The sequence below is a fragment of the Thalassorhabdomicrobium marinisediminis genome (assembly GCF_003072065.1).
In the GTDB taxonomy this organism is placed as follows: Bacteria; Pseudomonadota; Alphaproteobacteria; order Rhodobacterales; family Rhodobacteraceae; genus Octadecabacter; species Octadecabacter marinisediminis.
Window position 1 is genome coordinate 196093 of sequence record NZ_QCYG01000002.1, and the last position, 13795, is coordinate 209887.

The 13795-nt window shown below is 63.5% G+C and carries 16 protein-coding genes; 12 read left to right on the forward strand and 4 right to left on the reverse strand.

Features of this window, described 5'->3' with window-relative positions:
- Positions 1–66 precede the first annotated feature (66 nt).
- The 6 genes from DC363_RS03330 to DC363_RS03355 all read left to right on the forward strand — a co-directional run bounded on the left by DC363_RS03330 (position 67) and on the right by DC363_RS03355 (position 7270).
- On the forward strand, positions 67–1191 hold the full coding sequence (locus tag DC363_RS03330) for a CCA tRNA nucleotidyltransferase (protein WP_108639943.1): 1125 nt from the start codon (positions 67–69) through the stop codon (positions 1189–1191).
- On the forward strand, positions 1188–1760 hold the full coding sequence (locus DC363_RS03335; protein WP_108639717.1) for a LysE family translocator: 573 nt from the start codon (positions 1188–1190) through the stop codon (positions 1758–1760). The genes DC363_RS03330 and DC363_RS03335 overlap by 4 nt, the downstream gene beginning before the upstream one ends.
- Before the next feature lie 42 nt (positions 1761–1802).
- Positions 1803–3647, forward strand: a complete 1845-nt coding sequence (locus DC363_RS03340) for an ABC transporter ATP-binding protein (protein ID WP_108639718.1) — start codon at positions 1803–1805, stop codon at positions 3645–3647.
- A complete protein-coding gene (locus DC363_RS03345) occupies positions 3644–5494 on the forward strand; it encodes an ABC transporter ATP-binding protein (RefSeq protein WP_108639719.1) in 1851 nt (616 codons plus the stop codon). The genes DC363_RS03340 and DC363_RS03345 overlap by 4 nt, the downstream gene beginning before the upstream one ends.
- Positions 5495–6697 (forward strand): class I SAM-dependent RNA methyltransferase, encoded by a 1203-nt coding sequence (locus tag DC363_RS03350; protein ID WP_108639720.1) that lies wholly within the window; start codon positions 5495–5497, stop codon positions 6695–6697.
- A gap of 81 nt (positions 6698–6778) precedes the next feature.
- Complete coding sequence (locus tag DC363_RS03355; RefSeq protein WP_196778368.1) at positions 6779–7270, forward strand: L,D-transpeptidase family protein; 492 nt, start codon at positions 6779–6781, stop codon at positions 7268–7270.
- A 3-nt stretch (positions 7271–7273) separates the two neighbouring features.
- Here the strand turns inward: DC363_RS03355 and dalA are convergent, their stop codons facing one another.
- On the reverse strand, positions 7274–7831 hold the full coding sequence (gene dalA, locus DC363_RS03360; protein ID WP_108639721.1) for a divisome-associated lipoprotein DalA: 558 nt from the start codon (positions 7829–7831) through the stop codon (positions 7274–7276).
- Positions 7832–8096: 265 nt separating this feature from the next.
- Here dalA and DC363_RS03365 point away from each other — a divergent pair, with 265 nt between their 5' ends.
- Positions 8097–8288: a hypothetical protein gene (locus DC363_RS03365; protein WP_108639722.1), complete on the forward strand. Its 192-nt coding sequence runs from the start codon at positions 8097–8099 to the stop codon at positions 8286–8288.
- Positions 8289–8498: 210 nt separating this feature from the next.
- Positions 8499–8690, forward strand: coding sequence for a hypothetical protein (locus DC363_RS03370; protein ID WP_108639723.1), 192 nt, complete (start codon positions 8499–8501; stop codon positions 8688–8690).
- A 73-nt stretch (positions 8691–8763) separates the two neighbouring features.
- On the opposite strand, the gene hemH is transcribed toward DC363_RS03370, so the two are convergent.
- Both hemH and DC363_RS03380 read right to left on the reverse strand, forming a co-directional pair.
- Positions 8764–9792 (reverse strand): ferrochelatase, encoded by a 1029-nt coding sequence (gene hemH / locus DC363_RS03375; RefSeq protein ID WP_108639724.1) that lies wholly within the window; start codon positions 9790–9792, stop codon positions 8764–8766.
- 56 nt (positions 9793–9848) lie between these two features.
- Positions 9849–10679, reverse strand: coding sequence for a methyltransferase domain-containing protein (locus DC363_RS03380; RefSeq protein WP_108639945.1), 831 nt, complete (start codon positions 10677–10679; stop codon positions 9849–9851).
- A gap of 19 nt (positions 10680–10698) precedes the next feature.
- On the opposite strand from DC363_RS03380, the gene DC363_RS03385 reads away from it, so the two are divergent.
- The 4 genes from DC363_RS03385 (at position 10699) to DC363_RS03400 (ending at position 13038) form a co-directional block, all read left to right on the forward strand.
- On the forward strand, positions 10699–11418 hold the full coding sequence (locus DC363_RS03385) for a double zinc ribbon domain-containing protein (protein WP_108639725.1): 720 nt from the start codon (positions 10699–10701) through the stop codon (positions 11416–11418).
- Positions 11419–11446: 28 nt separating this feature from the next.
- Positions 11447–11704, forward strand: coding sequence for a glutaredoxin 3 (gene grxC, locus DC363_RS03390; RefSeq protein ID WP_108639726.1), 258 nt, complete (start codon positions 11447–11449; stop codon positions 11702–11704).
- A 105-nt stretch (positions 11705–11809) separates the two neighbouring features.
- On the forward strand, positions 11810–12256 hold the full coding sequence (locus tag DC363_RS03395; RefSeq protein WP_108639727.1) for a MarR family winged helix-turn-helix transcriptional regulator: 447 nt from the start codon (positions 11810–11812) through the stop codon (positions 12254–12256).
- Positions 12256–13038: a GNAT family N-acetyltransferase gene (locus DC363_RS03400; protein WP_108639728.1), complete on the forward strand. Its 783-nt coding sequence runs from the start codon at positions 12256–12258 to the stop codon at positions 13036–13038. Before DC363_RS03395 ends, DC363_RS03400 begins: the two co-directional genes overlap by 1 nt.
- Here the strand turns inward: DC363_RS03400 and ubiG are convergent.
- Positions 13035–13781 carry a bifunctional 2-polyprenyl-6-hydroxyphenol methylase/3-demethylubiquinol 3-O-methyltransferase UbiG gene (gene ubiG / locus DC363_RS03405; RefSeq protein WP_108639729.1) on the reverse strand — a complete coding sequence of 249 codons (747 nt, stop codon included), beginning with the start codon at positions 13779–13781 and terminating at the stop codon, positions 13035–13037. The genes DC363_RS03400 and ubiG overlap by 4 nt on opposite strands.
- Positions 13782–13795 lie beyond the last annotated feature (14 nt).

Here is a 13795-nt window from a genome sequence, read left to right on the forward strand (position 1 = left end):
CCGGACGGCAGTCTGGCACATATCGGCGCGCCTGATTGGCTTGTCGATCCAGACCTGCAAGCGCTCATGGCGGCGTTTGAGGATGCGGGCCAACAGATCCACGCCGTGGGCGGCTGCGTGCGCGACACCGCGCTTGGTCGACCGGTTCACGATGTCGATTTGAGCACCGACGCCTTGCCCCGGGTGTCCGAGCAGATCGTAGCGGGTTTGGGTCAAGGTTGGAAAGCCGTCCCCACCGGCATTGATCACGGGACCATCACTGCGGTGTCACCCACGGGTCGCCCGTACGAGATCACGACGTTCCGCACCGATGTCGAGACCGACGGGCGCCACGCGACCGTGGCCTTTTCCACGCAGCTTTCGGACGACGCCATGCGGCGCGATTTCACCATCAACGCCTTCTATGCCGACCGGACCGGTCGCGTGCAGGACCCGGTCGGCGGTTCTGCCGACCTCCAAGCCCGCCGCATCCGGTTTATCGGCACGCCCGAGGCCCGCATCAAAGAAGATTACCTGCGTATCTTGCGGTTTTTCCGGTTCACGGCCTCGCACGGGGCGCCGGGCGCGGGACCTGACGTCGAAGGACTGGCCGCCTGTGCCGCGTTGGCCGAAGGGCTTGAGCGGATTTCGCGGGAACGGATCGGGGCCGAGATGACGCGCCTGCTTGCCGTGACAGACCCCGCGCCGGTGGTCGGCACGATGGAGCAGTCCGGCGTGCTGTGGCGCATCCTGCCGGGGGCGGGGGTGCGCACGCTCTCGGTGCTGGTGCATCTTGAGGGGACGGTGCAGGCGCAGGTGCCCGTGGCGGATCTTGCCACGCGGCTGGCCTCTTTGGGCTGTGACGAGGTGGCAGAGCGGCTTCGCCTCTCCAAGGCGCTTGCCCGCAAGATCGAACGGGTGACCGACGCCGCCGGGTCTACCATGCCGCCGCACGAGTTGGGCTACCGCTACGGCGCGGCCGACGCGCTTCATTGCCTGCTGTTGCGCTGGGCGACGCTCACCGCGCCGGTTGACCAAGACGCCATTGACGACGCGACGCGGGGCGCGGGGCAGAACTTTCCGGTCGCTGCCGCGGACCTCATGCCGCAATATCAGGGCAGGGCGCTCGGGGACCGTTTACAGCGGCTTGAACAGCTCTGGATCGACTCCCGTTTCACGCTCACCAAGGTCGAATTGGTGTCGCATCCATGATGGCCCTTATAAGTTTCGTATTTCTCGGCCTGTTTTCCCCCGGTCCGAACGTCATCCTGCTGGCCACGTCCGGCGCACGGTTCGGGTTTCGGGCCACTCTGCCGCACCTGATCGGGGTGGCGCTGGGCTGCGGGGTGATCGCCTTTGTTACGGGGCTTGGGTTGGGCGTGTTGCTCACGGCTTATCCGTCGCTCCGGCTGGCGCTGACCGTGATCGCGGCCTTCTGGATTCTTTGGCTCGCCTGGAAACTCTGGAACGCGACCCCGACGGCTGCGCGCAAGGCGGATCGGCCCTTCACCTTTGTTGAGGCGGTCTTGTTCCAGTGGGTCAATCCCAAGGTCTGGGCCGTGGCGCTGGCGGCGTCGGCCTTTGTGGCTGAGCTGCCCCCGGTGACGCAGGGGGCGACGCTGGCGCTGACGTTCTCGTCGCTCAACCTCTTCGTGTGCCTGTTCTGGACCTACGCCGGAAGCCTGCTGAAATCATTGCTGAGCGACCCGCTGAAGCACCGGATTTTCATGCGCCTCATGGCGGTGGCGCTTGCGCTCTTCTCGGCGCTGGTTTTCCTCTGATCGGTTCCAGTCTATGTCTGTGCGGAAAGGAGCCCCCCGCACATGTTCCGGTTCTTTGAAAACCTTGTCGATCCCTATGCGCCCTACGCCCAAGCGGACATCCCGCCCAAGCGGCTCTGGCCGTTCCTGAAAGCCTATGCCCGCCCGTTCCGGCGGGTGTTCTGGGCGGCGGGGGTGATGTCGGTCATCGTCGCCACGGTCGAAATCGCGCTGATCGCCTATATGGGGCGGGTGGTGGACCTGATCGCACCGGGGAGTGAGGCGACGTTCTGGCAGGACTACGGGTGGGAGTTCATCGCCGTCGGCGTGTTTCTCTTACTGCTGCGGCCGCTGTTTCAGGTCATCGATGTGTCGCTGCTCAACCAGACGATCATTCCCAACTTCGGCACGCTGGTCCGCTGGCGCGCGCATCGTCACGTGTTGCGCCAGTCCATCGGCTGGTTCGAGAATGATTTCGCCGGACGCATTGCCAACCGTATCATGCAGACCCCGCCCGCCGCCGGAGAGGTCGCGTTTCAGGTGTTCGACGCGGTGACCTTCGCGCTGGCTTATATCGTCGGGGCGGGCGTGCTGTTGCTGGGGGCCGATCCGCGCTTGCTGTTGCCGATGGTGATCTGGTTCGTGCTCTACGTGCTGCTCATGCGCTGGACGATCCGGCGGGTGGGGCCGGCGGCCAAGGCCTCCTCCGATGCCCGCTCCGAGGTGACGGGCCGCGTCGTTGACAGTTACACCAACATCCATTCGGTCAAGATGTTCGCGCACCACGACCGCGAGATCGACTACGCCCGCGAGGCGATCGAGAAGACGCGGGTCGCGCTGCAACGGGAAATGCGGCTCTATACCATCATGGATGTGGCGTTGGTCCTATTGAACGGCTTGCTGATTGTCACCGTTGTCGGCTGGGCGCTGTGGCTTTGGTCTGGCGGTTTGGCGACGGCGGGGATCGTGGCGGCGGCGGCCGCGTTGACGCTGCGGCTCAATTCGATGACCGGTTGGATCATGTGGGCGGTGACGGACCTGTTCCAGAACCTCGGGATCATTTCCGAAGGGATGGAGACGATTGCGCAGCCGATCACGCTGGTCGATGATCCGAAAACGCCAGAGCTGGAGGTCACGCAGGGGGCCATCATGCTTGAAGGGCTGACGCACCATTACGGTCGCACCTCGGGCGGGCTTGAGGGGCTCACGCTGTCGATCCCTGCCGGGCAGAAGGTCGGCTTGATCGGGAAATCCGGTGCCGGAAAATCGACGCTCGTGAAGCTTCTGCTTCGTTTCTACGATGCGGAACAGGGGCACATTCTCATCGACGGTCAGGACATCGCCAAAGTGTCGCAAGACAGCTTGCGTCGCGCCATCGGCATGGTGCAGCAGGACAGCGCGCTGCTGCATCGCTCGGTCCGGGACAACATCCTTTACGGCAATCCCGAGGCGACCGAGGCGCAGATGATCGCCGCGGCCAAACAGGCCGAAGCACATGATTTCATTCTTGATCTGCAGGACGCCGAAGGCCGCACCGGATATGACGCGCAAGTGGGCGAGCGTGGCGTGAAACTGTCCGGCGGTCAGCGGCAACGGATCACGCTGGCGCGGGTCATGCTCAAGGACGCGCCGATCCTGCTGCTGGACGAGGCGACCAGCGCGCTCGACAGTGAGGTTGAGGCCGCGATCCAATCCACGCTTTACCGGATGATGGAGGGCAAGACTGTGATCGCGATTGCTCACAGGCTTTCGACCATCGCCCATATGGACCGGATTCTGGTGCTTGAGGACGGACGCATCGTCGAGGATGGCACCCACGACGCGCTTCTGGCGCAGGGCGGGGCTTATGCGGGCTTCTGGCAGCGCCAATCGGGCGGGTTTATCGGAACGGACGGGGCAGCGATATGATCACGCGGTTATACGAATCACTGGTGCGCCGTCTGGCCGGTTTGATTGACAGTCGGATGGAGGCCGACGGCCCGCCGCCCGTGACCCTTGCCCGCTTTTTCCGCTGGGCCCTGTCCGGCGCGTGGCGGGTGATCGCGCTGGCCGCGATAGTGTCGGCCCTGGCGGGCGGGACCGAGGTTCTAGCGATGTATCTGTTGGGGCGGGTGGTCGATATCGCGGCCTCACCCGCGCCGATCGGGGACAGCGCGGGGCTCCTCGTCGCGGCGGTGCTGCTGCTTTTGTTCTTACGCCCAGCGCTGTTCGGCCTGTCTTCGGCGTTTCAGTCCGTCGTCGTTGCGCCGAACCTATTCACCCTTGTCGTCGGGCGGTTGCATCGCTGGACTTTGGGGCAGGCGGTCACGTTCTTCGACAACGACTTCGCCGGGCGGATCGCGCAAAAGCAGATGCAGGTGGCCCGGTCCCTCACGGAAACGATCATCGAGACGGTCAACACCGTGTTCTTCGCCCTCGCCACGGTTGCGGGGACAGCGGTGCTCATCATCGGCATCGACGCGCGGCTTTTGGTGATCCTTGCGCTGTGGTTCGCAAGCTACGTGATCTTCCTGCGCAGCTTCCTGCCGCGCATCCGGGGCCGCTCAAAGGCGCGGGCCGGGGCGCAGGCGATGCTGACGGGGCAGGTGGTCGACACGATCACCAACATCAAGACCGTGAAGCTGTTCGCCGGAACCCGGCATGAGACGGACACCGCGCAACTGGCGATGCAGGATCTGCGCATCCGCGCGATTGATTATGGTGAGGTTGCGGTGCTGTTCCGGTTCGGGCTTATCACGCTGGCGGGGATTCTTCCGCTGGCGATGGTCGGCTTCGGGCTGACGATGCGCGACGCGGGCGTGACGCCGGGCGATCTGGCCGCCGTCGGCGCGATGTCGATCCGCCTGAGCCAGATGACCGGCTGGGTCAGCTTCGTTCTCATGGCGATCTTTTCGCACGTGGGGGAGGTTGAGGACGGAATGAAGACCCTGACCCCGCGCCACAAGCTGATCGACGACCCCAACGCGGCCCCGCTGCAGGTTCAGGACGCCCGGATCGAATTCCGCAATGTGTCGTTCCAGTATGGCGGTGAAAGCGGCGGCGTGGGCGGCATCAACCTGACGATCCAACCGGGCGAGAAGCTGGGCATCGTCGGCGCCTCGGGCGCGGGGAAATCGACCCTCGTGGCGCTGTTGCTGCGGCTCTACGATCCCGAGGAGGGCAGCGTGCTGATCGACGGCCAGCCGATTGATACGGTCACACAGGACAGTTTGCGCGCCAGCATCGGCATGGTCACGCAGGAAACCGCGATGTTCAACCGCTCCGCGCGCGAGAATATCACCTATGGCCGGCCCTATGCGACCGACGAAGAAATGATCGCCGCCGCAAAGAAGGCCGAGGCCCATGCGTTCATTCAGGACTTGCGGGACGACACCGGCCGCTCGGGCTATGATGCCCATCTGGGCGAACGCGGGGTGAAGCTTTCCGGTGGGCAGCGCCAGCGGATCGCCCTTGCGCGGGCGATGCTGAAAGACGCGCCAATCCTTGTGCTGGACGAAGCGACCTCGGCCCTCGACAGTGAGGTGGAAGCCGCCATTCAGCAGGCACTTGACCGGGCGATGACCGGCAAGACAGTTGTGGCCATCGCGCACCGGTTGTCGACGATTGCGGGGATGGACCGGATCATCGTGCTGGAACAGGGCCGCATTGTCGAAGAAGGACGGCACGAAGACCTGCTGGCCAAGAACGGCACTTATGCAAATTACTGGAACCGCCAGTCCGGCGGCTTCCGGTCAGATCGGGATGCGGCGGAATAGATGACACAGACGATTGAGCGGCTGACATTGACGGGGCAGGGGCAATTGCCCGACGGCACCCTTCTGGATCGCGTCCTCCCCGGGGAAGAGGTTGAAGTGCAACCGGATGGAAGTGCGCGGATCATCACGCCGGTGGTCGACCGCGTAAAGCCGCCGTGCCGCCATTTCAAAAGCTGCGGCGGCTGCGCGCTGCAACATGCCAGCGACGGTTTCGTGGGTGAGTGGAAGAAGACGGTGGTCGAACGCGCCTTGGCCGCGCGGGGCTTGCCGTTTCCGTTTCGCAGCCTGCACACGTCGCCTCCGCAAAGCCGACGTCGTGCGAGACTCTCGGGGCGCCGCACGAAAAAGGGCGCGATGGTCGGGTTTCACGCCAAAGCCTCGGACGCGTTGATCGAGATCCCCGATTGCCAGCTTCTGATGCCGTCGATCATGGCGGGCTTTCCGGCGTTCGAGGCGCTGACCGTGATCGCCGCCTCGCGCAAGTCTGAGGTGAACCTCACGGTGACCGACACGCTTGGGGGGCTGGACGTTCTGGTTGAGACCGAGCGCGAGCTGACCGGACCGTTGCGGATCGAGCTTGCGGCGCTGGCCGAGGTCCATGACCTTGCGCGGTTGGCGTGGAACGACGATGTCGTCGTGACCCGCAAGGACCCGCAGCAACAGTTTGGCACGACCCGCGTGGCCCCCCCGTCGGGCGCGTTCCTGCAGGCCACCCGCGAAGGAGAGGCCGCCATGGTGCACTCCGTGCTCGGCGCGGTGACCGGTGCGGGGCGTATCGTCGATTTGTTCTCGGGGGCGGGCACCTTCACCCTGCCGCTGGCGCAAGGGGCCTCGGTGCATGCGGTCGAAGGCGATTCAGAGCTGTTGCAAGCGCTGGACCGCGGGTGGCGGCATGGCCAGCACCTCCGGCCAGTGACGACCGAGGTCCGCGACCTGTTCCGGCGACCGCTTGAGCCGGACGAATTGAACCGCTTCGACCTCGCCCTTCTGGACCCCCCGCGCGCAGGCGCCGAAGCGCAGGTCAGGGCCATTGCCGCATCGGACTTGCGGCGGGTGGTGATGGTATCGTGCAACCCGGTCACCTTTGCCCGGGACGTGCAGACACTTACCGAGGCGGGGTTCGTGCTGGACCAACTGGACGTGATCGACCAGTTCCGCTGGTCCCCGCATATCGAGGTTGTCGGCGAATTGTCACGCCCGTAACCCCCTGCTGCACAGCGCTGTAGAAATGTGGCCGCAGTTGCGGTATGCGAAAAGAAAAGCAGTGAAGCAGGACCCAGACCGATGATGAACCGCCGGACCTTTACCAGTGCCGCCGCCCTGTTTGCGCTGACCGCATGTTCGAACAAATTCCGCGTCTATACCGGCCCGCCGGTGACCAGCATCGTCGTGCAAAAGGCGCGCCGGAAGATGTATCTGCTCAACAACGACACCGTTCTGGAAGAGTATGATTTCGAGCTTGGCTTCGCACCGACGGGTCATAAAGAGGTCGAAGGCGACGGCCGCACGCCCGAAGGCACTTATTTCATCGACCGCAAGAACCCCAACAGCCGGTTCTACCTGTCGATCGGTATATCCTATCCGGACCAGACCGACCGGGCCAAAGCCCATGCGATGGGCCGATCTCCGGGTGGGGACATTTTCATCCACGGCACGCCGAAGCAATATCGGGGAACGCCGGATTGGACGTGGGGCTGCCTTGCGGTGAAGAACCGCGAGATGGAGGACATCTACGCGATGGTAAACGTCGGCACGCCGATCTTCATCTCCGCCTGAGGTCTACTGTAGCGGAACCGGATTTTCCTGCGCGATGATCGCGCGCTCTTCCGAGTTGGCGAGGATAAGGGTCCACCAGATCTTGCCGTTGGTCTCCTGAAACCATGAAAATCCCAGCTCGTTGGCTTTTGGGTCGAGCAACACATCGCGCGTCGCCGGATTTTGCATCCAAGCGGCCAGTGTCTCAAGCTCGGTTTCATAGGTTTCCGAGATATTCTCGCCCCGAAGCTGGCCGCCATAGCCCACGCGCCGCAGCCGGTCGATGGGCGAGGACCCGTCAGAGCCGAAATGCCACGGGCGATTCTGCACCGACATGTCCCGGGAATGGGTCGCAGCGGCGGCGTTCAACTGGGCATTCAGCCGGACCGGCCGCGCGCCGGCCGCTTCGCGCAGGGCGTTCAGGCCGTCCAACATGCGGAACTGCACACTGTCAGAATCCTGCTCGCTGATTCGATAGACCTGACGCACCGGCAATCCATCCGGCCCAACCGGCGCCTGCGGGGCACCACATGCGGTAAGGCCCATGGCCATCAGACCCAAAATGAAGGAACGGCGCAGCATATCAGCCCTCAAACTTGTTTCGTTCGCCATACCCTGACCCGCACGGCAATTCAAACCCACAAGCGCGTGACATGGCCAAAGCCCGCTTGCCGCGCAAAATGGGGTGTTGCTCAATTGACGACATTTCGTCGAACTTCTGGCGCGACCCGGACAAAGGCCTTTGCATAAAGGGTAATTTCGTGTTTGCCATGACGAGAGGGAAGTCTTGGGTGCCTATGGCTTACACCTCACTTAAGTGCCATGGGCAAAAACTTGGAGAACTAAAATGAAAAAATTCGCACTTGCCGCTGCTTTCGCCGGCGCTGCTTCGACCGCTTTCGCTGGCAACATGGCTGAGCCCGTTGTCGAGATGGCACCTGTCGTCGTGATGGAAGAAACCGCTGGTTCCTCTTCCTCTGCCGGTCTGATCATCCCGCTGATCCTGATCGCTCTCGTTGCGGCAGCAATGAACGACTAAGCCTGCATCTGCAGACTGTATCGAAAGGCCGTCCTTCGGGGCGGCCTTTTGCGTTTGGCTGGCAAGTCACGAAACAGAAAACCCGCCCCATCGGCAAGAATTTGCTTTTCTTTCGGTTCCATGGTTCTAATTTCCTTAAGGTGCCTTGGGGCACTGACCATAAAAACGATGAAACCCACGCTGCTGTGGGACAGAACCTGGAGACATGAGATGAAGAAATTCGCACTTGCTGCCGCATTCGCCGGCACCGCATCCACAGCTTTCGCCGGCGGCATGGTTGAGCCTGTCGTCGAAATGGCACCCGTCGTGGTGATGGAAGAAACCGCGGGCTCCTCGTCGTCTGCTGGTCTGATCATCCCGCTGATCCTGATCGCCCTCGTCGCTGCGGCGATGAACGACTAAGCACCGCGTTCGGTGATCGACAGTTGCGAAAGGCCGCCCCCTCGGGGTGGCCTTTTTGCATGGTGCGGTGCGGTCAGTCCAGCCAGCCGCGCAGGTTGCGTTGCACGATGGCTGCCAACGCATCCATATGCGCCGGATCGTCGTTCAGGCAGGGAATATAGGTAAAGTCCTTGCCGCCCGCCTCTTCGAAGCTTTCCTTGATCTCTTCGTTGATCTCTTCCAGCGTCTCGATGCAATCGGCCGAAAAGGCGGGCGCGCAGACCGCAATGTTGGTCTTGCCCGCTTTGGCAAGCCGGGCGACCTCTTCTACCGTGTAAGGCTGCAACCAGACCTCGCTGCCGAACTGGCTTTGGAAGGTCGTGACGATCTCGCTGTCGTCCCAGCCCAGCCGTTCCTTCAGCAGGCGCGTCGTTTTCTGGCATTGGCAATGATAGGGATCGCCTTCCATCAAATACCGCTGCGGCAGCCCGTGGTAGGAACAGACAAGCACATCGGGCCGCTTTTCAACCTTGTCATAGGCGGCTTCAATCGATTGGGCGAGCGCTTCGATATAGGCCGCGTCCTCGAAATAGGGTTCAACCACGCGGGCAATCGGTTGCCATTTTTCCTTCATCAGCGCTCGAAAGAACTGGTCGTTCGCAGTGGCCGAAGTTGCCCCTGAATATTGCGGATAAAGCGGGAAGAAGAGGATTTTCTGGCACCCTGCCTCAACCATCTCGCGCACTTTCGATTGGGTGGACGGGTTGCCGTAGCGCATGCAGAAATCGACGACCACATCCTCACCATAGAGCGCTTTCAACCGGTCGCGCATGGCGGCGGTCTGTTGCTTGGTGATCGTCAGCAGGGGGCTTTCGTCGGCCTCGGTGTTCCAGATGCTGCGATAGGCCGCCCCGCTGGTGAAGGGGCGCTTTGACAGGATCACGAGCTGCAAGAGCGGCTGCCACTTCCACGCGGCATAATCGACCACCCGCTTGTCGCTGAGAAACTCGCTGAGATAGCGGCGCATGGACCAATAGTCCGTCGCGTCGGGCGTCCCGAGGTTCGCGAGCAGAACGCCGACCTTGGCGGGTTTGATGGCGGGGTGATCCTTTGGAACTTGCATCTGTTCAGCCTTCACGGGGTTGGTGACACTCTCGAATATAGGTTCTACGAGGTGGGTCAATCTTTGGACCTGTCCAAAGGCGTCTCTTTCGTGCCCAGCGCGTCCGCAAGACGATGTGTCGCAGATCCCGGGCGCAGGGGCTTTGGCTGGCTGTCCGCCGGAGCCCAGCCGGTCAGGGTCGCAATCTCGAACGTGGCGGGCACGCGGCCGTCTTCCAGCGCAAAGGATTCGGTATAGCGGGCCATCATCTGGGCGAAGATCGTCCGGCGCGTCAGGCTCTTTTGGCGCTGCGCCATGGCGTTGCCTTCGCCCATCGCGCGCAGATCCCGCAGCAGGTGGATCGGGCTGTCGTATGACACCGTGAGCGGCGTGATGTCCGCCACCGGCAGCGCAAAGCCCGCCCGTTGCAACAGGCCGCCCAGATCGCGCACCTCACCCATGGGCAGGATGCGCGGCGACAGGCCGCCGGTCTGCGCGACTTCCGCCTCGGCCAGAACCGCGCGCAATTCATGCAACGTCTGTCCGGCGAAGAGCGTGGCGACGAACATCCCGTCGGGCCTGAGCGCATGGCGGCACTGAACAAGCTGCCCGATCGGATCGTCGGACCAATGCAGGGACAGGGCGTGGATCACCAGATCATGGGCCCCCGGTTCCAGCGCGAGCGTTTCGGCGTCCTCCACGACGGTCGCGCTGGGCATCCATTCGCGCCAGACTTCGGGGAATCCGGTGACCACGGCGGGGGCCGTAAAGGTTCTGTTAACCTCTTCCAGTCTTTCCTGAACATCATCAGCGGCGGCAGCCTGCAGAAACATGGCGTCGGCGCGGGCGCGGTTGCGGGTCAGGGCGGTTCGGTCGGTCAGGCGGGGCGGCGTTGTCATGCCTGCCATGTAGGAGAACACGACAGCAATGCAAAGCCTCATCAAGCTGCTCTATCCGCCGCAATGCGTCCTGTGCGATGCCCGAACAGATGTGGATTTCGCCCTGTGCGGCGCTTGCTGGGCCGAGACGCCGTTTATCGAAGGCCTGTGTTGCGACACCTGTGGCGCGCCCCTGCCCGGGGTGGGCGCACCGGACGAAGGGGTGATCTGCGACGATTGTATGAAGATCGCGCGGCCATGGTCCAAAGGTCGCGCGGTCATGCGCTACGGCGATCTGGGACGCCGGTTCATGCTGGGGCTGAAACATGCGGACCGGACCGAGCTGGCCCGCTCGGCGGGGCCGTGGCTCGCGCGGGCCGCGCGCGCCGTGATCGCGGAAGATACGCTGTTCGTACCGATCCCCCTGCACCGGATGCGTCTGCTCAAACGGCGCTACAATCAGGCGGCGCTCCTGGCGCAGGCGACGGCGCAGGCAGCGGCGCGGGATTGCAGCCCGAATGCCTTGATCCGCCCCAGACCGACCCTGCCGCTGGACGGGCACAGCCTTGAGCAACGGTTCGCGACGCTCAGCGGTGCCATCGTCCCGCACCCCCGTCACGGCGCGGACCTTGCGGGGCGCAGGGTGCTTCTGGTGGACGATGTCATGACCTCCGGCGCGACCTTTGCCGCCGCGACCGAGGCGTGTTTTGCCGCCGGTGCGGCGGATGTCTGCGTGCTCGCACTGGCCCGGGTGGGGAAGGAGACCTAGATAAGGGGAAACAGCACAGGAGATATCCATGGCCACCGTCGAACTTTACACCACACCGATCTGCGGCTTCTGTCAGGCAACCAAGCGGTTGCTCGACTCCAAAGGCGTCAGCTACTCCGACGTCGACGTCATGGCGGATCCGTCCCGCCGCGCGGAAATGACCCAGCGGGCCAACGGCGGGCGCACGGTGCCGCAGATTTTCATCGACGGAAAGCACATCGGTGGCAATGCCGAATTGCAGGCGCTTGAGCGTGACGGCAAGCTGGACGCCCTGTTGAACGGCTAGGGCGGCCCGTGGGGCGGAACGCGCGTTGATCTTGACCGCCCGAACGTGGCACTGTCGCGCCGACGCACCCCTGCGCGGACCCGACAGAGAATTAGACAGCCCGACGTGAACGCCAAACAAACTGACAGCCTTGCGGTCGCCCTGTTCAGTGAAATCCTGACCGTAGATCAACTGGCCCGCAATCTGGTGGCCAAAGCGCTGCCGCGCGGCATGGAGCTTTCGCATTTTTCCGTGCTCAATCACCTTGCGCGCACTGCGGAAGAGAAGACGCCTGCGCAGCTCGCGCAGACCTTTCATCTGACGCGTGGGGCGATGACGAACACGCTCCGGAAGCTGGAGATTTCGGGCTATATCCATGTGCGCCCTGATTGGGATGACGCGCGGCGCAAGCTCGTGACCATCAGCCCCACCGGGAAATCCGCCCGCGACGCCGCCATGGCCGCGATCTCTCCGATCATCGCGACGGCGGTGGACAAGGCCGGTGCGGACCGGGTGCGCACCATCCTGCCGGTGCTGCGCGAGATGCGGATCAATCTGGGCGAGGCGGACTGATGCTGCGCAGCCTTGCCATGCGCAGTGAGCTGTTGACCTTGTCGGGGATTTCCCACCTGACGCAGCAGGACGGCTATCTTGTGCAAGCCACCCCGAGCGAGCCGGACTTCTGGATGGGCAACCAGATCATCCTGTCCGATACCGACCGCAACGGGGCCGAGGCAATCGCCCTGTTCGAACGGCATTTTCCGCAGGCGTCCCATCGGGCGATCGTCTGGGATATTCCCGGCCTTGATCCGACCTCGCTGCGCGGGCGCGACGCTTTGGGTGCGCCGCTGGAAGGCTTCGACACGATGACCCTGCAAGGCCCCCTGCGCGACGCGCCAGTGCCAAAGGGCATCACCCTGCGCCCGGTCGTGAGCGAGGAGGACTGGCGCAAAGCCGAGGCGTTACAGGCCGAGATCGGGCAGGAAGAGGGGCGCGATCCGGTGAGCCACGCCCCCTATCTTGCGCGGCGGAACGCCGGGCGGCGCGACCAGATCGCCAAAGGGCTGGGCGCGTGGTTTGGCGCCCTTGACGGTGACCGGATTGTCGCGCAGATGGGCATGTTCCACGACGCCGGAATTGCGCGCTATCAAGCGGTCGAAACCCGGGCGAGCCATCGCAGACGGGGCATTTGCAGCGCGCTGTTGCGTCATGCCGCCCTCTGGGCCCTGCAACGTGCGCCCGATGCCACGGTCGTCATCGTGGCCGAGGCGGACAGTGACGCAGGGCGGCTCTATCGACGCATGGGGTTTGACCATGCGGAAACGATCTACGGCGTGGTCCGCGACGGATACTAGGACGGCTTCACGGACGTTGTGACGTAGTTCACCGACAGATCATTGTCCGAGATCGACCAGCTCCATCCCAGAAAATCGAACTTGAAGCCCTTGCGGTCCACCGGGGTCAGGCCCGCGCGTTCCAGCAGTGCGAAAAGCTCGTCCGGGGTGATGAACTTGTCCCATTCATGGGTGCCCTTGGGAAGCCAGCGCATCACATATTCCGCCCCGACAATCGCCATGGCGAAGCTCTTCGGGTTGCGGTTGATGGTGGAGCAGATGTGCAGGCCGCCGGGCCTCAGAAGCGTGCGGCACGCGGTGAGGTAGGACAAAGGATCGGCGACATGCTCCACCACCTCCATGTTCAGCACCACGTCGAACTGCTCGCCATCTGCAGCCATGGCTTCCGCCGTGGTGTGGCGATAATCGATTTGCAGGCCGGATTGCTCGGCGTGAATCTGTGCCACCGGAATATTCCCCGCCGCCGCATCCGCACCCACGACATCGGCACCCAGACGGGCCATGGGTTCACACAGCAGGCCCCCGCCGCACCCGATGTCGAGGATGCGCAAATCGGCAAAGGGCGCGTCGGCGGACAAGTCCCTGTCAAACTCCGCTGCGATTTGGCCGGTGATATAGTCCAGCCGCGTGGGGTTCAGCATGTGCAACGGTTTGAATTCTCCCTCAAGGTCCCACCATTCCGCGGCCATCGCCTCGAACTTGGCGATTTCTGCGGGGTCGACGGTGCTGGCGGTCGTGGGCATAATCTCTCCTACGG

Coding starts and splice junctions, on each gene's coding strand:
- DC363_RS03370 (WP_108639723.1), top strand. CDS start 8,499: ATGAAGAAATTCGCACTTGCTGCCGCATTCGCCGGCACCGCATCCACA.
- DC363_RS03355 (WP_196778368.1), top strand. CDS start 6,779: ATGATGAACCGCCGGACCTTTACCAGTGCCGCCGCCCTGTTTGCGCTG.
- DC363_RS03350 (WP_108639720.1), top strand. CDS start 5,495: ATGACACAGACGATTGAGCGGCTGACATTGACGGGGCAGGGGCAATTG.
- dalA (WP_108639721.1), bottom strand. CDS start 7,831: ATGCTGCGCCGTTCCTTCATTTTGGGTCTGATGGCCATGGGCCTTACC.
- DC363_RS03385 (WP_108639725.1), top strand. CDS start 10,699: ATGCAAAGCCTCATCAAGCTGCTCTATCCGCCGCAATGCGTCCTGTGC.
- DC363_RS03340 (WP_108639718.1), top strand. CDS start 1,803: ATGTTCCGGTTCTTTGAAAACCTTGTCGATCCCTATGCGCCCTACGCC.
- DC363_RS03330 (WP_108639943.1), top strand. CDS start 67: ATGGCGGCGTTTGAGGATGCGGGCCAACAGATCCACGCCGTGGGCGGC.
- DC363_RS03380 (WP_108639945.1), bottom strand. CDS start 10,679: ATGGCAGGCATGACAACGCCGCCCCGCCTGACCGACCGAACCGCCCTG.
- DC363_RS03345 (WP_108639719.1), top strand. CDS start 3,644: ATGATCACGCGGTTATACGAATCACTGGTGCGCCGTCTGGCCGGTTTG.
- DC363_RS03335 (WP_108639717.1), top strand. CDS start 1,188: ATGATGGCCCTTATAAGTTTCGTATTTCTCGGCCTGTTTTCCCCCGGT.
- grxC (WP_108639726.1), top strand. CDS start 11,447: ATGGCCACCGTCGAACTTTACACCACACCGATCTGCGGCTTCTGTCAG.
- ubiG (WP_108639729.1), bottom strand. CDS start 13,781: ATGCCCACGACCGCCAGCACCGTCGACCCCGCAGAAATCGCCAAGTTC.
- hemH (WP_108639724.1), bottom strand. CDS start 9,792: ATGCAAGTTCCAAAGGATCACCCCGCCATCAAACCCGCCAAGGTCGGC.
- DC363_RS03365 (WP_108639722.1), top strand. CDS start 8,097: ATGAAAAAATTCGCACTTGCCGCTGCTTTCGCCGGCGCTGCTTCGACC.
- DC363_RS03400 (WP_108639728.1), top strand. CDS start 12,256: ATGCTGCGCAGCCTTGCCATGCGCAGTGAGCTGTTGACCTTGTCGGGG.